Here is a 24,300-nt window from a genome sequence, read left to right on the forward strand (position 1 = left end):
AATAACTTTTAGATACTAACACAAGTAATCCAATATAAGACATGATCTAAAAAGGAGGCTATTAAGAATGAAAAAACCTTACCTAGTTGTAGAGTGGAATGATAGTGAAACAGATGCAAAAGGGTGGTTAGTGGTACATAACTTTGTCAAAGGGTATGCTGGTGGTGGGACAAGAATGCATCCAACAGTGACAAGGGAAGAAGTAGAACGTTTGGCAGAGGCAATGGCTTATAAATATATGGCTTCAGAAAGTATCACTACAGGTGGATGTAAAGCTGGTATTGCTTATGATTATAAAGCCCCGGATGCATATGACGTATTAAGAAGATTTTTGATTGCGATGATGCCATATGTAGAAGCAGGAGTTTCTTTAGGTAGTGATTTAGGTACGAAGTATGAGGACGTACTAAGAGTATTTGATGAATTCAATGTAGGAATACCTTTAACAAAATCGATGAAGGAGGATGCAAGTGTTCAAAATGGAATAAAAGATTTTAATAATCTGCTTTCTACTAAAATAGATTGTTTCCTTTTAAATGATGCTGTAACAGGCTACGGTGTTGCATTTTGCGCGGATGAAGCATGGAAGTTTAAAGGTGTAAATAAAGAAGCGAAAGTAGTTATCCAAGGATTTGGCTGTGTAGGAGCAAGCTGTGCGTTGAAATTATCACAGTTAGGCTATAAAATCGTCGGCATATCGGATGCAAATCTACTAGTTACGTGTGAAGAAGGATTAGATGTTCAGAAATTAATTGACCACAAAAATTCACATGGAGAAATGAGTCGAGAGTTTTTTGAACCGAACTATGTGGTAAGAAGTAATACTGAATGGCTTGATGTAAAATGTGACATCTTGATTCCGGCAGCTTTAGAGGATGTTATTAATGTATCAAACGCTAATCAAGTAAAAGGTAGTTTAATTGTAGAGGCTGCAAATATTCCAATCTCTGCTGAAGGTGATCAGATCATCAAACGAAGAGGGATTGATGTGGTAAATGACTTTGTAGCGAACTTAGGAGCAATTAGATTTTATGATGCAGTTATTTTTGGATTAGTGAAACCTGAACCTCAGGAAGTTATTGATGATATTGAAAGATTAAGCAGAAAGAATACCTTTAACTTATTTACAGAAGCTAAAAAGCAAAAACGATATCAAAGAGATATTGCTTGTGAACTGTTTGAGCCCACAGTTAGAGATTTGATAGAGTGTTAAAAGAAGTTAAATAATACTTAAAACCCACAAAGAAAACAAATTTCTTTGTGGGTTTTTAACATTTATAAGCTACTTCGATAGCTCTTTTTATTTATGAACTAGATTAATAGATTCACTTTTGTAGCAAATATTTTTATGAGTTAAAAATGACGGATTTGAGTGGTTTTTAATTTTATTTTTCACTAATTAGATCCGTAAATACAGTAAACATTTAATAATTATAGGAATTTCGAAGTTGGCATAAGTTTTGCATTATAAAGAGTATAACGGAAATGAAGGTTAATATACCTTGAGTTTTCTAAATACATGCAAAAGTACAGTGATAACCATTTTAATTGCCTAATGGAAACTAGTAAATTAGCGAAAGAAAAGCAGATGAAGAGGTGATCAAATTGCCAGGGGCATTACATGGTATCAAAATTATCGATTTAACTAGAGTGCTAGCCGGCCCCTTTTGTACGATGATCCTTGGGGATCTTGGGGCTGAGGTAATCAAAATTGAAAGTATTAGCGGTGGGGATGAGACAAGGGGGTGGGGGCCTCCTTTTGTAGAAGGAGAAAGTGCATATTATTTATGTGCTAATCGAAATAAACAAGGCATTACTTTGAATTTGAAGGATGATAAGGGTAAAGAGGTTTTAAAAAAACTTATCTCAGAAGCGGATGTTGTTGTCCAAAACTTTAAACCTGGAACTTTATCAAAACTAGGTTTTTCCTTTGAAGAAATGAAAGTGATGAAGAAAGATATTATTCTTGCATCAATTAGTGGATTTGGTAGCAAAGGACCTAATTCTTCTCTTCCTGGATATGATTATATCATTCAGGCGATGTCTGGTTTAATGAGCATTACTGGAGAGAAGGATGGAGAGCCAACAAAAGTGGGAGTAGCTATTTCAGACGTATTAACAGGGTTATTTACATGTATTGGGATTCTTGCTTCATTACAGCATCGAAATCGTACAGGGGAAGGACAAGAAATTGACATCTCGCTATTTGACTCTCAATTAGCTGCTTTAGTAAATGTGGCTAGCAATTATTTATGTAGTGGTGCTATTCCGGAGAGATTAGGAAATTATCACCCTAATATTGTTCCGTATCAAGTTTTTTCAGCAAGTGATGGTGAGATGGTGATCGCCGTCGGTAATGATCATCAATTTAATCGATTTGCGTTACTTATTGAAGAACCGATTTTATTAGATGAATTATATAGAACGAATGCTGGTCGATTGCAGTATAGAAATGAAATTGAGGGATTAATTTCAAATAAAATAAAAACAAAAAGTAAAAATGAGTGGAAAGTTCTCTTGGATAAAATTGGTATTCCAAATGGACCGATTTATAACGTAAGTGAAGCCCTGCAGTCTGAACAAGCTAGATCAAGGGATATGGTGCTAGAAGTAAATCATCCATTCATCAATGATCTAAAGTTAGTTGGTTCACCATTAAAATTATCAAAAACTCCAGTTGAAGTAGTAAGACATCCTCCTTTACATGGAGAACATACTGAAGAAGTAATGAGCAAACTTGGTTATTCTCAATTAGAAATAGAAGAAATGAAACGTAATAATACAATTTGAGGAGGAAATAAAATGAATTTTTCATTAACAGAAGAGCAAAAAAGTGTAAGAAAGGTAGTTAGATCATTTGTAGATCGTGAAATTATTCCATTTATTAAGGAATGGGATGAAAAAGGACATTTTGAAGTAAATATTCTAAAACGACTTTCTGAGTTGGAACTAATGGGTGTATGTATTCCTGAACAATATGGTGGAGTTGGAATGGACTATAATACTTTAGCAATCGTATGTGAGGAACTAGAGCGCGGAGATACAGCTTTCCGTACGGCTGTTTCAGTACATACGGGATTAAATAGTATGACATTACTACAATGGGGAACTGAAGAACAAAAGAAAAAGTATCTTGTTCCTCAAGCGCGAGGGAATAAAATTGGTGCTTTCGGGTTAACTGAGCCAAATGCAGGATCTGATGTAGTAGCAATGGCGACAACAGCTGTAAAAGATGGTGATAGTTATATCTTAAACGGATCAAAAACGTGGATTTCTCTATGTGATGTCGCTGATCATTTCTTAATTTTTGCAAAAACAAATCATGACTTAAAACACCACGGAATTTCTTGTTTTATCGTAGAACGTACTTTTGAAGGTGTTTCTACAAAAGCAATTAAAGGAAAAATGGGAATTAGAGCTGGAAACACTGGTGAAGTATTTTTAGATGATGTAAGAGTACCAGCAGAGAACTTATTAGGCTTTGAAGGTGAAGGGTTTAAAATTGCGATGTCTGCGCTTGATAATGGACGATTTACAGTTGCAGCTGGTGCTTGTGGATTAATTCAGGCATCACTTGAAGCAAGCGTAAAATATTGTCATGAGCGAAAAACCTTTGGCAAAGAAATCGGAAAACATCAATTAGTACAGCAAATGATCGCTAAAATGTCTTCAAATCTAGAAATCTCCCGCCTACTAGTCTATAAAGCTGGCTGGTTAAAAAATAGTGGAAAACGTAACACTAGAGAAACGTCACTAGCAAAATGGATTTCTTGTAATGCAGCAAACGAGGCAGCTAATGATGCTGTACAAATTCATGGTGCATATGGGTTTTCAAATGAGTTCCCAGTAGAGCGTTATTTAAGAAACTCAAAAGCACCAGTCATTTATGAAGGAACAAGAGAGGTTCATACAATTATGCAGGCTGAATATGACCTAGGTTATAGGGAAGATAAAGTTTTAAGAAAAATGCTTCCAGCTTGGCCATTCGAAGAGGTTAACGTAGAAACTGTTAAATCTTAATAAAAAATTTGAGTAGAAAATAGATCACTAGTAAGGGTTTCAATGTAATCGCATAAGAGAAGGGAGTGTTTCGTAATGAAAATTAGCGGTGGAAAAGCAGTAGTTAATGTTATGGCAAAAGAAGGGGTAAATAAAGTTTTTTGTGTACCCGGTGAGAGTTATCTAGGAGTTATGGATGCGTTATATGAACATCCAGAAATTAGTTTGATTTCTGCCCGACATGAAGGTGGAGCTTCATTTATGGCGGAAGGTTATGCAAAAGCATCGGGTGAAGTAGGTGTGTGTATGGCAACTCGTGGTGTTGGAGCTTCAAACTTGGCGATTGGAATTCATACTGCCAGCCAAGATTCCACTCCACTAGTTGCACTTATTGGACAAGTAGAGCGTCCTTTTAAAGAAAAGGAAGCATTTCAAGAGGTTAATCTTGTAGGGATGTTTAGTCATTTATGCAAATGGACAGTGGAGATTGACCGAGTAGAACGAATTCCAGAGCTTTTACATCGTGCATTTCATATTGCCCGTTCGGGTCGTCCTGGTCCTGTGTTAGTTGCATTACCTCATGACATGCTAGAAGATACAGCCGAAATGGTAGAAATTCCAGTCTATCAGACTCAACCGGCTCGTCCACATAAAGAGAGCGTTCAGCAAGTAGTAGAAATGATTCAAAATGCCAAACGACCGATTCTTATAGCTGGTGGGGGAGTCATTCGTTCAAATGCTGTTCCTTTATTAGTTAAATTTGCTGAAACAGTTCAAATACCTGTCGTGACTGCATTCCGTCGTTTCGATGCGTTTCCAAATTCACATCCTTGTTATGCAGGCTGGCTTGGTTTTGGAACACCAAAGTATTTACTTGAAGCGATCGACAATGCAGACTTGGTGATTGCATTAGGTACAAGATTCTCCCAAGTAGGGACGCAAGATTATTCATTGCTTTCAGGAAAAGGAAAACTGATTCACATTGATATTTCGGAGGATGTATTCGGAAAAGTTTATGCGCCTTCTTTGGCAGTTACAGCAGATGTGAAAGCCTTTTTAGCGGAAGCATTATCAATTGCTTTATCTACGCCATTAAATTCAGATGAACTGCGTGTAGAAAAACTTCATAACGAATACATGAACTTTTCAAAGGTGAAGGAAGATTACTCGGATGAATTTGTAGACATGGATGGTTTTATGCATGATATCGTCTCGCATCTACCAAAAGATACGATTATTACAAATGATGCAGGAAACTTCTTTGGGTGGCTTTCTCGATATTATCGCTTTGAGCATGAAAATACATATGTCGGACCAACATCTGGAGCGATGGGGTATGGGCTACCGGCTGCTATTGGAGCAAAACTAGCCCAGCCACATAAAACAGTTGTTTCCTTCTCAGGTGATGGAGGCTTCATGATGACGCTTCAGGAAATCGAGACAGCGGTACGTTATAACATTCCTGTCATTTCAATTGTAGTAAACAACAATATGTATGGAACAATTCGAACACATCAAGAAAAGCATTTTCCAGATCGAGTAATCGGTACGGAGCTGTCTAATCCAAACTTTGCTGAGTTAGCAGGCTTATTCGGTGCATACGGTCAGAAGGTCGAAAAAAATACTGATTTTGCTCCAGCACTTGAGAGGGCCTTATCATCAGGGCGTCCAGCTGTTATCGAAGTTGTAACAAATCCACGGATTTTATCTGCTAGTCAAGATAAATCTAAAATGAATCTACTTTATAGCAAATAATGGACTCTTTATTTAATTAGTAAAAAAAATCTAATTGGGGGAAACGATATGCGTTATGCAAACTATATTAATGGACAATGGAAACAACCTACGTTAGGTGAATATCGGGAAAATTACAGTCCACATAATGGAGAGTCTTTAGGAGAGTTTCCTTCAAGTACAGAAGAGGATGCACGACAAGCCATTCTTGCAGCCAAAACAGCCTTTCAATCTTGGAGGAAACTTTCGTACCAACAAAGGGCTTCTTACCTCCAAAAAGCAGCAGATCTATTAAAAGCAAAAGTCCATGAAGTAGGACGTGATTTAACACTAGAAGAAGGGAAAACACTTGCTGAAGGTATTGGAGAAACACAGCGTGCCATCAGTATCCTTGAATACTTTGCTGGAGAAGCAAGACAGCCAGTCGGAGAAGTGATTCCTTCTGGTAATTCAAATACATTCTTATATACGACTCGAACGCCAATTGGGCCAATTGGATTAATTACGCCTTGGAATTTTCCAATAGCAATTCCTGTATGGAAAATGGCTCCTGCACTTGTTTACGGAAATACGGTCGTTATTAAACCAGCGGATCTGACTCCAAAATCTGTTTACCATGTTATAAAAGCGCTTGATGAGGCCGGTATTCCGGCAGGGGTTGTAAACTGTGTATTTGGTAGAGGATCTGTCGTTGGAACAGAATTAGTAGAACATCCTTATATTAAAGCTATTTCTTTTACAGGATCCAATCAGGTTGGAAATCAGATTCAGCAGAAGGCGACAGCAAAAGGAAAGAAAGTACAAATGGAATTAGGTGGGAAGAATCCACTGATCGTACTTGCTGATGCAGATATAGAAAAAGCAATTGAAATTGCCGTGAGCGGCGCTTTCAGATCTACTGGTCAAAAGTGTACAGCAACGAGCAGGGTAATTGTAGAAGAACCGATTTATGAAGCATTTCGGGACCGACTTGTAGAACGGACAAAAACATTAAAAGTCGGAAATCCACTTCATGACGATACATTTGTCGGCCCAGCTGTTTCTCAATCGCAACTTGACGGTGTACTTGCCATGATTGAAGCTGGAAAGGACGAGGCAACTCTATTATACGGTGGAGAAGTTCCTGCCGATGAAGAACTAAAAAATGGTTTCTATGTACAACCAACAATCTTTGAAAATGTCTCCCCGGATGCTCGTATTGCCCATGAAGAAATATTTGGACCCGTAATAGCGCTTTTTAAAGTAAAAAACTATGAGGAAGCAGTAGGGATGGCCAATGATACTGAATATGGGTTAAGTGCAGCAATTTGTACAAACAATTTTACAATCGCACAGCGTTTCGTTGAAGACATTGAAGTTGGTCTTGTACATGTAAACAATGAAACAGCAGGATCAGAGCCACAAGTACCATTTGGCGGCATCAAAAACTCAAGTACTGGATCCCGCGAACAAGGAAAGACAGCAATAGATTTTTATACACAAGTCAAAACAGTTTATATGGATCAAATGTAATCAATCAGCTTGAAAATAAAAGAGGCTGCCTCATAAGTCAGGGGAACTGACATGAGGGAGCCTCCCTTTCTTATTTAAGATCACTTTTTAAAAGAAAATGATCAAATTTTATTCCATTTAGTAAGAATTTGAGTAATTTACAAGTTTTCCTTTGTGAAGGTATCTTCTTTTGTACAATATTTAGGTCGAGATACCATAACTGGTATGGGTAATTTTTGATTTTATTTGTGATTCTATTGGATTTAATTGCAGTTTTGCTAATTTTAATTGCGATTTTCAGATTTTATTTGCAGTACACTGTTTATTTAAAACATTTCATCATTTATTTATAGAAGTCTAAATCACTACAATACTTACGAACTAGTCTAGCTGCTTTTGACTGGCTGATTTCTAAGTCATCTGCTACTTTTCTTGTATTCCTATATTTTGTATAGGAATTTATCACTATGTTTTTCTCAACTTCTTCTAGAGAAGCTAGGAGCGAGCAGTCACTTATTTCTTCATTAACTGGACTCTCTTTTTTATTTTCAATTAATAGGTCAGTTAAGTCTTGCACTTTTATAATGCCATCACTTGTGACGACGAGGCTTTCAAGCATATTTTCTAATTGTCGAATATTCCCAGGCCATGAATAGTTATAAAAAGTATTCAAAGCTTCTTCAGAAATGATCGTATTCATTTGGTGTTTTCTATTAAACTCAGAAAGAAAATGGTAGGTTAGTGGAATGATATCTTCTTTTCTTTCCCGTAGTGGTGGTATTTTTAAATTAACTACGTGTAGGCGATAATATAAGTCTTCTCTAAATTCCTTATTCTGTACCATTTCATATAAGTTTCGATTAGTAGCAGAAAGGATACGGATATTTACTTTTTTTGGTTGTTTGCCTCCAACAGGCATAAATTCAAATTCTTGAATTACTTTTAGAAGCTTTGCTTGAACTTTAGGTGATATATCGCCAATCTCATCTAAAAATACCGTTCCTCCGTCTGCAAGCTCTAAAAGTCCTTGTTTGCCACCTTTTGTTGCGCCAGTAAATGCTCCATCTTTGTATCCGAAAAGTTCTGATTCTAGTAGTTCTTCCGGAATCGTTGCACAGTTTAAAGATAAAAAAGGAGCTTTATTTCGGCTGCTTTTCTGATGGATATATTTTGCAATTACTCCTTTTCCTGTGCCGGATTCTCCTTGAATTAATACCGTTGCATCTACTTTAGCAACCTTTTCACAAACTTTAACAATATTACTCATTTCCTTGTTATTCGTAATGATATTATTTTTATAAATTGCAGCTTGATCCGCTTCATTTATTTCCTGTTCATCAGGTATGTATAAGTCTTTATAGCTTGCATCTTGTGAAGTGGTGATAATTAGCTCAATTTCCTGCTGATCATTTAATAACGGAATGGCTGTTGTAATAATTTCCTTTCCAACATAACTTATTTGTTTCATGATGACCGTTTTCTTTTCTTTAAATAAACGTGGAAGAATAAGAGGCTTCCAATATTCTTTTGAAATTAATTCATCGTTTGATTTTCCTACGACATCTTTGAGTTTAATCCCGTAATGTCTTTCACAAGCCTTGTTTATATACACGATTCGGGCATCTCTATCAAGTACATAAAATTCATTAGGAGAATTGTCCAATATTTTTTGTAGAATCTCATTACTGAACTCAAGTTTTAGTTTGTCATTTGTTGTATTTGGCAAAACATAACCCCCTCTTAAAACATTTTTAATCTCGCAAAATAGTAAGTTGAGTTAAAATTGACTGAATTGAGTAAATTATAAGATAATTACCTTGATTTGGAAATAGATAAATAGTGTTATCTCCTTACGGTAAAGCGGAATCTAAAATTGGCATAAATCTTGCATAAGTTAATGAATAAAGGATGGAATTTCGTTTCAAATGAAATCCAAATAAAAGGAGGAATCATTATTATGTCTACAAAGGAAACAGTACAACCTTTACAAACTTCATTGCCGTATAAAACATATGTCAGCCAAGAGATATTCGATACAGAAAGAAAAAAGATTTTTAGTAAAAATTGGATCTTCGTAGGTCATACTAGTCAGGTTAAAAAAGTCGGTGACTTTTTCACTTTTGAGGTTGCTGGTGAATCTATTTTAGTTACGCATGCTAATGATGGTAAAATCCGCGCGTTTTATAATATTTGCCCTCATCGTGGTACAAAAGTGGAGCAAAGTGAAACAGGAAATAAAAAAATCCTACAATGTATTTATCATGGTTGGACTTTTAATTTGGATGGACATGTTAATCGAGCACCAAACTTTAAAAATATTGATTTAGGAGAATATAACTGCTTAAAGTCGGTTCAATTAGAAATACAGCGCTCTATGATTTTTGTAAACTTGGATCGAGAAGCTGCGCCTTTTTCTGTTGAATATGGGGAGTTGGTAAACGAACTAAGCCGTTATTCTTTCCTTGATTCATTACAATTAGTAAAAGAAAACCGTCGTTTAATTAAAGCAAATTGGAAAGCTGTAGTTGATAATTTCTTAGAGTGCGATCATTGTCCAGTTGCGCATCCATCATTCTCGAAAACATTTGATTTATCGAATTACAGCATTGTTCCTTGTGATAAATTCTCTTACCAATGTTCAAATGTTAAAAATCAAGATGATAGCTTAACACGTTTCTACTGGATTTGGCCAAATATGATGATGAGTGTATTTCCTGGAGGAGGAAATATGACGACAACGCAACTGATTCCAATTGATGCCAACCAAACACTAGCAGTCTATCGTTATTTCTTTTTTAATGAAGAAATCTCGAAAGAAGAAGAGGAATTGATTAAATTTGTTGATCAAGTGCGTGAAGAAGATTTTGATTTAGTGGAATTATTGCAATCTGGTTTACATTCAAAAGCATTTGAAAATGGTATTTTTTCTCCAACTGAGAACGCAATGCAACACTTCCACAAAATGATTAAAGAAGTGATCGACTTATAATCTAGTTAATTGAGAGTGGTAGAAAAAGACTATGATTTAAAAAGCTAAGTATTTGAATTCATAATGAAAAAATCAAATGGAACATACTTAGCTTTTCTTTTTTATTTTCTATTTTGAAAACGTTTTAATTTTATGGTTTATCTAGTCGTACAAAATAAGGAGGGAATCAAATGAAAAAATTACTGTATGGATTAAGTGCGATCCCAGCAATTGGTTCACTCACAGTTATTAATAAGGTTGAGCCATTTGTACTTGGAATGCCATTTGTATTATTTTGGACGATATTATGGGTTTTTCTTACAGCTATATTTTTATTAATAGTGAATAAACTTGATCCCGCTAATAAAGGGGGCGAGTAATAGTGAATTCAGCTTTAATCGTAATTCTTGGCTTTCTAGCTTTATCAATTTGGTTAGGTTTACAAGCACGTAAAGGTAAAGAGATGACTTTTGAGCAGTGGTCAATTGGTGGACGAGGTTTTGGATCTCTTTTTGTTTTTCTATTGCTAGCAGGAGAAATGTTTACGACATTTACTTTTATGGGGGCATCGGGAAGTGCCTACTCTTTTGGAATGCCAGCAGTTTATGCATTTAATGCATTCTATTTTATTGTAGCTTATTGGTTGTTACCTCCTGTTTGGAAGTATGCAAAAGAAAATAATGTTGTATCACAGGCTGATTTTTATACGAAAAAGTATAATAGTTCAGCACTTGGTGTACTTGTTTCAGTTATTAGTATCATTTCAATTATTCCGTATTTAACGATGCAGTTAAAAGGTTTAGGTATTATTGTTTCTGAGGCTTCTTATGGGAAAATCCCACAGAGTATTGCTATTACGATTGCCGTTTTTGCGATAACAATTTATGTAACGGTTTCGGGCATTCATGGTTCAGCTTGGACGGCTGTTATTAAAGACTTTCTAATTTTATTTGTTGTAATCTTCTTAGGAATCTATTTTCCTGTACATTATTATGGTGGTTTTCAGCCGATGTTCGAGGCAATCCAAACTGCTAAACCCGATTTGTTGATATTTCCAGAAAAAGGTTTAAGTGTTTCTTGGTTTATTACAACTAGTATCATGTTAGCACTCTCCTTTTATATGTTTCCTCATATGCTTATGGGAGTTTTCTCTTCAAAGAGTGCAAAAGCCCTTCGCCAAAATGCTGCATTTATGCCAATCTATCAAATTATTATCGTCTTTTCTTTATTTGTTGGATTCGCTGCTATTTTAAAAACTCCAACTTTAAAAGGTGGAGATGTAGATTTAGCTTTATTTAAACTCGCAAAGATTTCGTTTGATCCTTGGTTCGTAGGAGTCATTGGTGCTGCTGGTGCTTTAGCTGCACTTATTCCAAGTTCATTAGTATTAACATCTGCTGCCACCATCTTATCTAAAAATGTATACAAGGTTTTGAAGCCAAATACGACAGATGATCAGCTTATAAAATTAACCCGAGTTCTAGTGCCAATTATTGCACTAGTGACACTTTATTTTACTTTAAATGGTGGCGCTACAATTATGACACTGTATATTATGGCGTACAGCTTTATGGCACAATTGTTCCCAGCATTGTATTTTAGTCTTTGGAAAAAGAATCCAGTAACAGTTCAAGGTGCGTCAGCCGGAATCATCATTGGTGTAGCGGCTGTTACTTATTCAACAACTACTGGTACAACGTTAGCAACTCTGTTTCCATCGTTTCCTCATGTTATCCAAGATATTGATGTTGGTTTAGTTGTAATGGTTATTAATTTTACTGTAACGCTAGTAGTAAGTAGAGTTACAAGAAAACCTAAAATGATTATCGAAAAGAACGATCGGATGCTTACTAACTTCCGAGAAAATGTATAAAGGTGAAAAACAAATTATTTATTTTAGGAGAAAGGAAGTGGTTCAATTATGACTGACCTTAAACACCTATTTTCAAAAGTGACGATTGGAAATACTGAGCTTAAAAATAGAATTTTATCGACAGCACATCAAACAAATTATGTAGAAAATGGCATTCCTACTCCTGAAATGACTGCATATCATATTGCACGTGCGAAGGGTGGGGCTGGACTAATTATTCTTGAAGCAGCTGCAGTTCATTCATCTGGCATGCTAACCTCACATACGATCGCAGGATTTGATGAAAAAGTGGTACCAGCATATGCAGAAATTGCAAAGCAACTTCATCAATATGGCACGAAAGTTTTTAGTCAATTATTTCACGGAGGTAGAGAGGTCGTATCTAGCGATTATCGTAATGCTGCTTGGGCACCGTCTTCTGAACCAAGTTTTCGATTTGGAATAATGCCTAGACCGATGAACATTGATGAAATTAAAGATGTCATAGAGGGATATGCTTATTCAGCTTTATTAGCTAAAAAAGCTGGACTCGACGGAGTAGAAGTTTGCTGCTCCCATGGTTATTTACCAGCTCAATTTTGGTCTGGCCATACGAACCATCGCACAGATGAATACGGTGGTACCTTTGAGAACCGAATGCGTTTTATAGTAGAAATAGTACAACGAATCTGGGAAAAAGTGGGTGAAGATTTTACTGTAGGAATTCGAATGAGTGCAGATGAAATGACAATGGATGGAACGAATGTAACAGATGCGGTAAAAATCGTCGAGCACTTAGTTGAAAATGTTAGAGTAGATTTTATAAATGTAACATCCGGCGATTCAAGTACATATGCAGGTTCGACTCATATAGTTCCACCTTCTCCAATTAAGCATTCCTATAATGCTCCACATTCATTTAAAATTCGGATGGCAGGTGCAGTTCCAGTTTTTGTTGGCTCGCGGATCATAGACCCAATGGAAGCAGATCGAATCGTTGGTTCCGGAAAAGCGGATGTTGTTGGTATGACACGAGCTTTAATCGTTGATCCTGAATTACCGAATAAAGCAATGAGAGGGGATCTACATTCAATTGATGCATGTTTAGGCTGTATACAAGCTTGTATAGGTCACTATTCTAAAGGCCTTCCAATTGGATGTGTTCAAAATCCGATGGCCGGCAAAGAAAAAGAATTATTACCGCTTGTCCAAAGTGTAAAAGTAAAACAAAAAGTGCTTGTCATTGGTGCAGGCCCAGCTGGATTACATGCTGCTTTAACTGCTGATGGTGAAGGACATGAAGTAATATTAGCTGAACAAAGTAATGAGATTGGCGGATTGCTAAGAAAAATGAGAAAGGCTCCAATGCGACATGAAGTAGCTGAAACGATGTTGGACAATTATACAAGAAAGCTATCAAAAAGTAAGATAAATGTCCAGCTTGGAAAGAAAATTACCCTTATGAAAATAGAAGAAATAAAACCTGATGTCATTATTTGTGCAGTTGGATCCAGACCATATTTTCCACATGTAGAGGGCATCGGTGATCCCAGAATCATAACAGTTGATGACCTATTTGGCAGAAACTCTATCCAGATTGGAAAGCGTGTATTGGTATTCGATTTAATTGGCGATTGGCCAGGAATAGAAGCTGCTATACACTTGAAGGAGAAAAATCACGATGTTTCCTTGTTTTCCGCTAAGGTTCATATTGGAAAAGAACTACATTCATATCTAGTAAATGAATATCTAAAAAGACTCTATCAATTAAAAGTGGATGTTCGCCCGCATTTTGATTTTGGTGGTATTCATAATAATCAGGTCAAATTGAGAAATCTTTTTACTCATGAGACTGAATTGATTAACGACTGGGATACGATTGTACTTGCAATGGGACGAGTACCTAATTCTGAGCTTTATGAACAAGTGAAAGGTATGGCACCAGTTGTTCGGCAAATCGGGGATTGTTTAGCACCTCGTACAATCGAAGAAGCTACTTATGAAGGTCTAACATCGGCTCTTGAAATAGGAATTACTTCTTCTGCACTTTATGTATAGAGGGATTAGTGTTTTAACTTGATTGTGTTTTGATTTAATAAACTTAAATTGATAGCGTTGTAGAATTTTATATCATTAAAAGCATAAATTCTTATTAAGAGTTTGAACTTTTTCTCTGGATATAAAAACTATGAACAAGTTTATGTATAGTACTTTGCTAATTAATGATAATGCACTGGTTCAAGTCCAGTTGTGATCATAAAAGTGTGAGGCTCAAACCTAAGTATTTCTAGGGTATGGGTCTTTTCTTTGTTTTTTAGTAGTTTCAACTCCTATATGATATCTGTTTAGTTACATAAATTTAAAAATTAGTTTTCATTTATAAATTAATAATATTGAGGATAATCTAAATGAAAATCTATTTTATTAGATTGAATTCTGTACTTCTATTCAATCCAATTCAACTTTCAAAAGTGTCTTTTATATTTTTTTGTCTAATCAAAATTCAACTAAGGGGTTTTTAGATGGAACACGGATTGCTAAGCGTTGCTAATACGATCATAGGTGCATTCTTATTATTACTTTTAATTGGTGTAATATCTTGGTTGATTGCAAATAAGTTCAATAAACCTTATACAATATTTCTTGTAATCATTGGGTTAGTAATTGGTTTATTGAATATTAATTTTTTAAATAAAATTGCAGATCTATTTACCAGTAGCGAGATATTTTCATTGATTGTATTAGGTCTTTTTTTGCCTTCACTTCTAGGGGAGGCTTCGATGAAATTTGAATATAAAGAGATTAAAAAATATAGAAAAGAAATCTTAAGTTTAGCACTTTTAGGTACATTCTTAACATTTGTACTTGTTGCAGTAGCTTTGATTTATATTTGTAAGCTACCAGTTGTGGTATCCTTTACGATTGCTTCACTTATGTGCGCAACTGATCCTATTTCGGTAATGGGAATGTTTAAACGATACAATGTAAAAAAAAGTATTGCAGCTAGTTTAGAAGGCGAAAGCCTGTTTAATGATGGAATAGCAGTTGTCTTTTTTAAAATATCAACCGTATTTTTATTAAGTTATATCAACATGGGATTATCAGGTATTGGAGCTGGCATTTTACTATTCTTGAAAGTTGTCTTTATTGGAACTGTTATTGGGCTAAGTTTAGGGTATTTAGCTTCATACATGATTAGTTTCGTAGATGACTACCCACTTGAAACAATGGTGTCTTTTTTACTTTTTTATGGAAGCTATATAATTTCAGAACATTTTCATGGAAGTGGCGTAATTGCAGTTGTAGTCGGAGGCATCGTATTTGGAAATTATGGAAAGAAAATCGGGATGAGTACAGTAACCGAAGATTATATTTCAAGTTTTTGGGACATCATTTCGTTTGTTGGAAATACGATTTTATTCATACTAATTGGTTTAGTAGTTTATCGATTAGACGTTTTTGCAAATTGGAAAGTTTCTTTATTAACGATCATAATCGTTTTAGTTTCAAGAACAATTGCTGTGAATATTAGTTTATTAAAAATTAAAACTTTTACAAACCATGAAAAGTTTCTTATTAACTGGGGTGGGTTAAAAGGTGCGTTGTCAATTGCCTTGGCACTAACTTTGCCAAATGATTTTCCATATAGAGAAAATATTTTATTGATTGTATATGTAAATGTAGTGTTTTCATTATTGATTCAAGGTTTGAGTATCCCTAAAGTAATCATGAATATAAAAAATAAAGAAAAAGTTAGACAAACATGAGCAAGTTAATAATCACGTTAAGTTTTTCTAAACGAAAAGTGATGTTGAAAAAGGCTATGGTAAATAACTACAATCAATTAGTTATTTACTATAGCCTCTTTACTTTTTTCGTAAGATTATTTTCTTTATATACTTATACATCTATAGTAATTCCAAGTTTTTTAGCGACATAACCTGTGGTACTAGCTTGTATAAGAATGGTCATTAATATTGCGATAAAGGTGACTGTAGTAATTTCATCTGCATGCTTAACTCCGGCCGCTACGATCATCCCGGATAGTGCTGCAGGGATGACACCTGTCTCACGAACCCAAAACATAAAGATAATTTCTTTCCACTCCCATTTTGCCTTTCGATCAGGTAAAGTACAAAAGAGAACAGTAATTGGGCGAGCTATAAACATGAAAACAAGAACAATCAATATTCCTTGAACCCAATATTTACTGAATATATGAAAGTTGACTTGTGTACCTAGTAGCATAAAAATCAGTTTCCTCATAATTAAAGTAATTGTTTCAGAAAAATGAAAGCTATGCATACTGTTTTCATCTGAAATATGAAGACGAAAAATTTCAGGATTACCTAAAAAGAGACCTGCTGTAAAAGTTGCCATAAACCCACTCGACTCGACCGAAACTGCGATTAAATATGAGCTAATGGCCATTACAATACTAATAATTGTACTGTAATTTTTTAAAAAACCTAATTTCTGTTCAGAGGTAAATAAAACACCGAGATATCCTACGATTGCTCCAATTATTATTCCTCCCCCAGCTTCACGAATAAAGCTCCAAATACTAGAAGTAATCGATAATTGAGTTGTTCCTAAGATGATTCCAAGTATAGTGAAAGCCAAAATGGAACCAGTGGCATCATTAAATGCGGATTCACTTTCTACAGTTTGTCTTACCTTATTACGAATTTTAACTTGTTTAAAAACCGGAATTAAGGTTGCTGGATCTGTAGATGCAATGACAGAAGCAAGCAATAAAGAATATAAAAAAGGTATATGTAATAAATAAAAGGAAGTAATTGCAACAATTGCTGCAGTAATAATTACACCTGGTATCGATAAGAGAGTAATTGTTATCCATACTTTTTTTAGTATAGAAAAATGAATTGCCCTTCCTCCTTCAAACAAAATTAAGATTGATCCTAATACAATAATAAATTGATTGGCTATTGATTCATTTGGTACTGAGATTAATTTAAGTCCTGATTGACCAACAATTATTCCTAGAATCATAAATAAGGCCACATCAGGAATTTTAATCCTAGCTGCTAATTTCATTGCTAGTAATCCAATTCCCAAGATGAAAGTTATAATAAATAATTCGTGTTGAACAATTTTCATTACATCTGATTCCATTTTTACTACTCCTTTTTAGTACTCTTACTTATCTATAATGACCATGATGTTTACTAAATATTTAATAATGAAAAATCTTCATTAGATACGAGATATTCATATTAACCGATTCAATGGGTACGCTATTCATGAATTATCTAATCTATGGGGGAAGTTGAAGTCTAGTTATTTAAAAAGTGAGGATGAACATCTTGAAAAATAAACGATTAGTTTCATTAGATCCTTCAAAAATACTAGTAACAGGATTCGCGCTGATAATTGTTTTGGGAGGTTTTCTGCTAACGCTTCCAATAGCTACAAAAGATGGGGAAGGGCTTAGTTGGTTAAATGCTCTATTCACCTCTACATCAGCAACATGTGTTACAGGGCTTGTCGTAGTTGATACTGGATCAACATTTACTTTATTTGGTCAATTCGTTATTCTGTCACTTATTCAAGTAGGCGGTTTGGGATTTATGTCGTTTGCTACTTTTTTTGCTGTACTTCTAGGAAAGAGAATAACGCTAAAGGAAAGATTATTATTACAAGAATCTCTAAATAATATGACATTTGCTGGAATAGTTAAGTTAGTAAAAAGGATTTTTATTTTTACAATTCTAATTGAATTAATTGGTTCTGTATTATTAGCAACTCGATTTTCCTTCGACATGCCATTCAAAAGAGCTATATATTTTGGTATTTTCCACTCAATATCAAATTTTAATAATGCGGGATTTGATTTAATGGGAGGGTTTAGAAGTTTGACTCGTTATGTAGAAGATCCCCTTGTAACGATAGTAGTTTGTATACTAATTACGCTAGGTGGAATTGGATTTATTGTTATGAATGAAATATACGAATACAAACGAATTCGTAGAGTCTCTTTACATACGAAAATCGTTCTTTGGACTAGTGGTTTATTATTGGTTTTAGGGACGATTCTTATTTTTATTTTTGAATTTAATAATCCAAAGACATTACAACCTTTGTCCATGACTGGTAAAATTTTAGGATCATTGTACCAATCAGTAACTCCAAGAACAGCGGGTTCAAATACATTAAATATTCCTGATTTAACACAATCAACACTATTTATTACTGCTATCCTAATGTTTATTGGGGCATCTCCAGGCTCAACTGGAGGAGGAATTAAGACAACAACCTTTGCAACATTATTAGGAGCGGTCCGCTCACAAATAAAAGGGAAAGAAGATGTGATACTTTTTAAAAGACGTATTATGTACGATACGATTTATAAAGCATTAACCGTAATGGTGAGTGGACTTCTTATTGTAATGGTTGTTACTTTGCTATTAACAATTACTGAACATGGAAAAAACTTCTTAATGATTGTATTTGAAGCAACTTCTGCCTTTGCTACAGTTGGGCTTTCGATGGGGCTGACGCCAGATTTAACTCCAATTGGAAAAATTCTAATTATATTAACAATGTTTGCTGGACGAGTAGGCCCGTTAACGATCGCGTTTGCTGTTACTTTACGAAGACATTCTGATCCATTTAAACATCCAAGAGGAAAAATTATGATTGGATAAATATTAATCATTAATCTCAGGTAGGAGTGATTCAAATATGATTAATCAATATGCTGTAATTGGACTGGGGAGGTTCGGTACGAGCCTTGTGAAGACGTTATTAAATTCAGGTAATGAAGTATTGGTAATTGATCTAAATGAAGAAGTCATAAATGAATTTGCAGATATTGCTACACATGCTGTAGTTGCTGATGCGACAAACAATGAGGCTTTAAAAGCGATCGGGATCGGAAATTTTGACACAGTTATTGTTGCAATTGGTGACGATATGCAATCTAGTATATTAGCTACGTTAGTATTAAAGGAACTAGGCATTCAGAAAATAGTAGTCAAAGCGCTAGATAAACGTCATGGAGAAGTACTAAAAAAAATAGGTGCTGACTGGGTAATTTACCCAGAAAAAGATATGGGTGCAAGAGTTGCTCATCAACTTATGTCACCAAATGTTCTAAACTTTATTGAACTAGCTAAAAATTATAGTATTGAAGAAATTAAAATACCTTCTTGGATGGTTGGTAAAAATTTAAAAGAATTGAATATACGAGTAAAATATAATTTAACTGTAATTGCCATTAAAAGTAAAGACATTGTTAATATTTCACCTTCTCCTGAAGAAAAGCTCCTTGAAGGAGACATCTTAGTTGTGATTGGGGAAAATAAAGAATTACATCGTTTTACAAATCTTAAATAATAAAAAGAGGTTATGGAGTAATCTATGTACTAACCATAACCTCTTTTTAGATTTCTTTTATTTCTCTTCTTGAAAAGAAAACTATACAATCTATTTAGTCTTATACGATTAAAGGTTCTTTTAGCACTATCGATCAGCTTTTTAAATTGTATTTTTGATCAGAACTAAAGTAATAGCCATTTCCTATTTAGCTATTGCTTGCTAATTAATATTCCTACGATTAAATTCATTTTTTAACTCATTTATATACATTTTATCTGCTACTGAAAGAAGAGGATACTCATTTCGAACACATCCGACATAAAAAGGACGATGAAATATGTAGATTCTTTGCTGCCATTGATAGAGATTTTGTTTTCGAAACATCAACAATATAGGCTAAAAGATCTAAATTCATTTATGTGTTCATTAAGAAATGGTTAACTTAGTTTAAGTATAATTAAATATATTTTAACTTATTTTAATTTTATAATAGTCTTTGGGTTTGATTTTTAATCACAGCCTAATAAAAGATATAAGGGGAATTTTAATGGGGAGAAAGAATCGTACAATTTCGAAAGCGTTGTCATTTTCATTGGCATTATCTTTAGTAGGTATGTCAGTTGTGAGTACGCAGGCCTATGCAGCACCAAAAGAGGATGTGCCTGTAAACGTACTTGCATCGAATAAGAATAAAGCTGATAAGGATTTAGTGAATTTCCGAATTATGGAAACGACAGATATCCATACAAATTTACTAAACTATGATTACTACAAGGATGCAGCATATGAAAAAGTTGGGTTAGCTAAGACTGCAACTTTAGTAAAGGAAGCTCGAAAAGAAATTCAAAATAATGTTTTAGTCGATAATGGGGATTTAATACAAGGTACACCACTTGGAACTTATGAAGCAAAAATTGACCCATTAAAAAAAGGAGAAGTTCATCCTGTATTTAAAGCAATGAACATAATGGGGTATGATATTGCAACTTTAGGTAATCATGAATTTAACTATGGATTAGACTTTTTAAACGAAGCATATAATGAAGCTGATTTTCCGTACATTAATGCAAACGTTTACGTAGATGATCACGATAAAAATCCTAATAATGATAAGAACAAATTTAATCCTTATAAAATTATTAAGAAAAAAGTGATTGATGAACAAGGAAAGAAGCAAGAAATTAAAATCGGCTTTATTGGATTTGTACCACCTCAAATTAGTGAGTGGGACAAGGCAAATCTTGATGGAAAAGTTATCACTAAAAATATAGTAGAAACAGCTAAAAAATTCATACCTGAAATGAGAAAAGACGGTGCAGACGTAATTGTTGCAATGACTCATTCAGGCTTTAATGCGAATAAAGAAAATACAGAAGATGTAATTTATTCATTAAGTGAAGTACCTGGTATTGATGCAATTACGTTTTCTCATACACATAAGGTATTTCCAGCAAAATCAGAAGCTACACTGGATGCATTATTTTTAGGGGCAGATAAAAAGCCATTACCAGGTGTCGATAATTCGAAAGGAACAATTAATGGTGTACCTGCAGTTCAAGCGGGATACGGTGGTGGTTCATTAGGATTAATTGACTTAACACTTAAAAAAGAAAAAGGAAAATGGTCAGTAGTAAATTCCCAGTCTTCAACTAGAGAAATTTGGGCTGATGTGAAGGATCCAACTACTGGTAAAACAATAACAGAAAGTACTGTAGTTGCGGATCAAGATATCGTAAATGCTGTCAAACCAAATCATGATGCAACTGTTAAATATGTAAATACACCAATTGGAACAACTACTGATGATATTCATAGTTATTTTTCATTAATACAAGATGATCCATCGATTCAAGTAGTTACAAATGCACAAAAATGGTTTGTAGAAAAATATATTGCTGAAAAGAAACCAGAATATAAAGAATTACCAATTTTATCTGTAGGAGCTCCATTCAAAGCTGGCCGTAATGGTGTAGCTGAATATACTGAGATTAAAAAAGGCGATCTTACAATTAGAAGTGCAGGCGATCTTTATCTTTATGATAATACGTTAAAAGCAATTAAAGTAAAAGGTTCCGTTGTTAAAGAATGGATTGAAATGACTGCTGGAAAATATAATCAAATTGATCCAAATAAAACAGAAGAACAAGCATTATTAAATCCAGCTTTCCCTGTTTATAACTTTGACGTAATTGACGGAGTTAACTATCAAATTGATGTAACAAAGCCTGCAAAGTATGATCTAAACGGAAATCTTGTTAATCGTAATTCAAGTCGTGTAATCAATTTAACTTATAATGGACAACCAATAGATTTAAATCAAGAATTCATCGTTGTAACAAATAACTACCGTGCTGGTGGCGGTGGTAATTTCCCAGGTGTTAAAGGAAGCGAACTTGTTGTAGATTCTGCTGATGAAAATCGTCAAATCTTAATGGATTACATTTCTGAATCAAAAACAATTACACCAACTGCAGATAATAATTGGTCGATTGCACCAATTAGTGGGAAAGTAAATGTAACGTTTACGTCTTCACCAAGAGCGGAAGAATTTATAAAGCCTAATAGTAATATTGCGTTTACAAATAAAACGGATAATGCAGGCTTTGGAATTTTTAAATTAGATTTAGGCACTGCTCCTAAAGAGAATATTAAAGTTCAATTATTAGGCTTAAATGATCTACATGGTCAGCTTGATACGGATACAAAAGTTATGCTGAATGGACAAGAAGTTTTAGCTGGAAGCATGGAATACACAGCTGCTGCAATGAAACAACATGAAGCAACTAATCCGAATACATTACTAGTTCACGCTGGTGATATGATTGGTGGTAGCCCACTGATTTCTGCGTTGTTCCAAGATGAACCAACAGTTGAAGTGATGGAAGCAATGGGTTTTGATGTAGGAACAGTAGGAAATCACGAGTTTGATGAAGGTATAGCTGAATTAAAGCGTATGATTAATGGTGGAGAACATCCTAAAGGTACAAAAGGCTATGACGGAATGAACTTTCCAGTGATTGCTGCCAATGCATATGACTCTGCAACAGGAGAATTAATTACTCAGCCATACACAATTAAAGAAGTGGGCGGTAAAAAGATTGGTTTCATCGGAGTAGTAACGCAAGAAACTCCTAATATGATTGTTCGAAAAGGAAATGAAACGCTTGAAATTCGTGATGAAGTTGAAGCAATTAACCATTATACGGATATTCTAAAAAAACAAGGAATTAAAGCAATCGTAGTATTAGCACATAACCCTACTCTTCAAACAGGTAAAGCAGATTTATATGATGCAACTGATATTGCTGAAAAAGTTGATGATGAAGTAGATGTTATTTTTGCTGCTCATAATCATGTATTTAATAATAAAGAAGTTGATAATAAATTAATCGTACAAGCTTATTCATATGGTTCTGCATTTTCTGATGTAGATTTAGAATTAGATGCAGTAACAGGTGATGTTGTTAAGAAGGAAGCAGAAGTAGTAACAGTTTATCAAAAAGACTATACACCAGATCCGACAGTTTCAGCGATCATGAAAAAATATGAAGATTTAATTATGCCAATTAAAGCTGAGATTATTGGTGACTCAATGCAATCTTTACCAAAAGGATATCCATCTTCTGATACTTATGGCGATTTTGCACTAGGTAACTTAATTGCAGATGGAATGAAAGCATCAATGAATGCTGACTTCGCAATGATGAACGGTGGCGGAGTTCGATCACAACTTGACGCTGGTCAAGTTACATTTGGTGATTTATTCGCAATTCAGCCTTTTGGTAATGTATTAAATAAAGTAATGCTTAGTGGTCAAGATATTGAAACAGTATTAAATAATCAAATTACCGATAAGGGCTTAGATTTCCACATCGCTGGATTTAAATATACTTGGGATTCATCAACTAGAAAAGTAGTAGACATCCTTTTACCAAACGGTAGTAAAATTGATCCGAACAAAGAATATTCAGTTGTAGTTAACAATTATATGTACGGAAATGTAAAATATGGTATTGGCGAACGTTCGACTGATTTAGAAGTAGGACCAGAAGATTTACAAGCGACTGTAGATTATGTTAAATCACTTCCAAGACCTTTCAATTATGAAGTTGAAGGAAGAATTCAAAAAGTAAATTAACATATCAAGCGACGAATTATTTTCAACTATTTAAATATGTAAACTAAATAAAAATCTCATTCTGATTTATTAGAATGAGATTTTTTATTTAGATTCAATCCACTTTTTAACTTTTCATCCAAACATATTGGGGTACTGATAACCAGGAGCAGATACAACAAGGGAAATTTTTCCTTGTTTTTATTATAAGATAGCAATGGAAATTTCTTTCTAGTAAAAAAGTAAGGGTCTCAATATAGTTCACAAGTACTTTTCTTAAAACTGAATATTCATAATATATTGTCAAAAATAGTTTCGTATATTAATATAAACTGTAAGCGAATACATATGTCGTTGCCAATTCTTTCCTAATCGGTTAGAGTTTTGCACGGAATACCTGTTTTGCGGGAGGAAATAATTTGTACAATAAAGACACTATTTACATTATTGGGGATGCAAAGACTTCATCCAATAATCCGATTATGCAGAAATATAATGCATTTTTTATTGGTTTGGTAGTCGATCGGACAAGTCACAAGATTTGTGATGCCGATTGTTCAGCTACAATTTCTTTAACTTCATCCTTTGTGCAGCAACTATTTGTTGGACAATCAATGTTAGACGTGGATGGGGTAATACAAGAAATTAATACACGTTATTTTGGTTCTTCTCAGAAAGCTCTGGCTGTTGCCTTTAAAAATGCACATATAAAATACACTCAAATAATCGAATCTTAAACGCTGCTTTATCTATTTTCGTAGATGAAATCCAGCTATTAGCAGGGATACTCCCTTTCTA

At 34.4% G+C, this 24,300-nt stretch carries 16 protein-coding genes; 14 read left to right on the forward strand and 2 right to left on the reverse strand.

The annotated features are described in order from the left end of the window. The first annotated feature begins 67 nt into the window (after nucleotides 1-67). The 5 genes from AN960_RS16970 to AN960_RS16990 all read left to right on the forward strand — a co-directional run bounded on the left by AN960_RS16970 (nucleotide 68) and on the right by AN960_RS16990 (nucleotide 7,245). Nucleotides 68-1,213 carry a Glu/Leu/Phe/Val family dehydrogenase gene (locus AN960_RS16970; protein ID WP_056473823.1) on the forward strand — a complete coding sequence of 382 codons (1,146 nt, stop codon included), beginning with the start codon at nucleotides 68-70 and terminating at the stop codon, nucleotides 1,211-1,213. 392 nt (nucleotides 1,214-1,605) lie between these two features. Further along, nucleotides 1,606-2,790 carry a CaiB/BaiF CoA transferase family protein gene (locus AN960_RS16975; protein WP_056473825.1) on the forward strand — a complete coding sequence of 395 codons (1,185 nt, stop codon included), beginning with the start codon at nucleotides 1,606-1,608 and terminating at the stop codon, nucleotides 2,788-2,790. Nucleotides 2,791-2,802: 12 nt separating this feature from the next. After that, complete coding sequence (locus AN960_RS16980) at nucleotides 2,803-4,020, forward strand: acyl-CoA dehydrogenase family protein (protein ID WP_056473826.1); 1,218 nt, start codon at nucleotides 2,803-2,805, stop codon at nucleotides 4,018-4,020. Between the two features lie 75 nt (nucleotides 4,021-4,095). Then, complete coding sequence (locus AN960_RS16985; RefSeq protein WP_056473827.1) at nucleotides 4,096-5,754, forward strand: thiamine pyrophosphate-dependent enzyme; 1,659 nt, start codon at nucleotides 4,096-4,098, stop codon at nucleotides 5,752-5,754. Between the two features lie 48 nt (nucleotides 5,755-5,802). After that, nucleotides 5,803-7,245, forward strand: a complete 1,443-nt coding sequence (locus AN960_RS16990) for an aldehyde dehydrogenase family protein (RefSeq protein WP_056473829.1) — start codon at nucleotides 5,803-5,805, stop codon at nucleotides 7,243-7,245. 322 nt (nucleotides 7,246-7,567) lie between these two features. On the opposite strand, the gene AN960_RS16995 is transcribed toward AN960_RS16990, so the two are convergent. Further along, nucleotides 7,568-8,950 carry a sigma-54 interaction domain-containing protein gene (locus tag AN960_RS16995; RefSeq protein ID WP_056473831.1) on the reverse strand — a complete coding sequence of 461 codons (1,383 nt, stop codon included), beginning with the start codon at nucleotides 8,948-8,950 and terminating at the stop codon, nucleotides 7,568-7,570. 231 nt (nucleotides 8,951-9,181) lie between these two features. Between AN960_RS16995 and AN960_RS17000 the strand changes: the two genes are divergently transcribed. The 5 genes from AN960_RS17000 (at nucleotide 9,182) to AN960_RS17020 (ending at nucleotide 15,811) form a co-directional block, all read left to right on the forward strand. Next, nucleotides 9,182-10,213 (forward strand): aromatic ring-hydroxylating oxygenase subunit alpha, encoded by a 1,032-nt coding sequence (locus AN960_RS17000; protein WP_056473833.1) that lies wholly within the window; start codon nucleotides 9,182-9,184, stop codon nucleotides 10,211-10,213. A 170-nt stretch (nucleotides 10,214-10,383) separates the two neighbouring features. Further along, nucleotides 10,384-10,572, forward strand: coding sequence for a DUF3311 domain-containing protein (locus tag AN960_RS17005; RefSeq protein WP_056473835.1), 189 nt, complete (start codon nucleotides 10,384-10,386; stop codon nucleotides 10,570-10,572). Between the two features lie 2 nt (nucleotides 10,573-10,574). Continuing rightward, complete coding sequence (locus AN960_RS17010) at nucleotides 10,575-12,065, forward strand: sodium:solute symporter family protein (protein WP_056473837.1); 1,491 nt, start codon at nucleotides 10,575-10,577, stop codon at nucleotides 12,063-12,065. 48 nt (nucleotides 12,066-12,113) lie between these two features. Further along, entirely contained in the window at nucleotides 12,114-14,102 is a 1,989-nt protein-coding gene (locus AN960_RS17015; RefSeq protein WP_056473839.1) for an oxidoreductase, read from the forward strand. 464 nt (nucleotides 14,103-14,566) lie between these two features. Next, nucleotides 14,567-15,811, forward strand: a complete 1,245-nt coding sequence (locus AN960_RS17020) for a cation:proton antiporter (RefSeq protein WP_056473840.1) — start codon at nucleotides 14,567-14,569, stop codon at nucleotides 15,809-15,811. 133 nt (nucleotides 15,812-15,944) lie between these two features. Here AN960_RS17020 and AN960_RS17025 read toward each other — a convergent pair whose 3' ends face one another. Then, nucleotides 15,945-17,180, reverse strand: coding sequence for a cation:proton antiporter (locus AN960_RS17025; protein ID WP_056473843.1), 1,236 nt, complete (start codon nucleotides 17,178-17,180; stop codon nucleotides 15,945-15,947). 182 nt (nucleotides 17,181-17,362) lie between these two features. On the opposite strand from AN960_RS17025, the gene AN960_RS17030 reads away from it, so the two are divergent. From AN960_RS17030 to AN960_RS17045, 4 genes are all read left to right on the forward strand, one after another. Continuing rightward, on the forward strand, nucleotides 17,363-18,712 hold the full coding sequence (locus AN960_RS17030; protein ID WP_056473844.1) for a TrkH family potassium uptake protein: 1,350 nt from the start codon (nucleotides 17,363-17,365) through the stop codon (nucleotides 18,710-18,712). A 37-nt stretch (nucleotides 18,713-18,749) separates the two neighbouring features. After that, the gene (locus AN960_RS17035) at nucleotides 18,750-19,403 is read left to right on the forward strand and encodes a potassium channel family protein (RefSeq protein WP_056473845.1); all 654 of its coding nucleotides are present in this window, start codon (nucleotides 18,750-18,752) and stop codon (nucleotides 19,401-19,403) included. A gap of 529 nt (nucleotides 19,404-19,932) precedes the next feature. Then, nucleotides 19,933-23,523, forward strand: a complete 3,591-nt coding sequence (locus AN960_RS17040) for a bifunctional 2',3'-cyclic-nucleotide 2'-phosphodiesterase/3'-nucleotidase (protein ID WP_056473847.1) — start codon at nucleotides 19,933-19,935, stop codon at nucleotides 23,521-23,523. Between the two features lie 398 nt (nucleotides 23,524-23,921). Then, on the forward strand, nucleotides 23,922-24,239 hold the full coding sequence (locus tag AN960_RS17045) for a DUF3870 domain-containing protein (RefSeq protein WP_056473850.1): 318 nt from the start codon (nucleotides 23,922-23,924) through the stop codon (nucleotides 24,237-24,239). The last annotated feature ends 61 nt before the right edge of the window (nucleotides 24,240-24,300 follow it).

Source organism: Bacillus sp. FJAT-25509, from assembly GCF_001420605.1.
In the GTDB taxonomy this organism is placed as follows: Bacteria; Bacillota; Bacilli; order Bacillales; family Bacillaceae_G; genus Gottfriedia.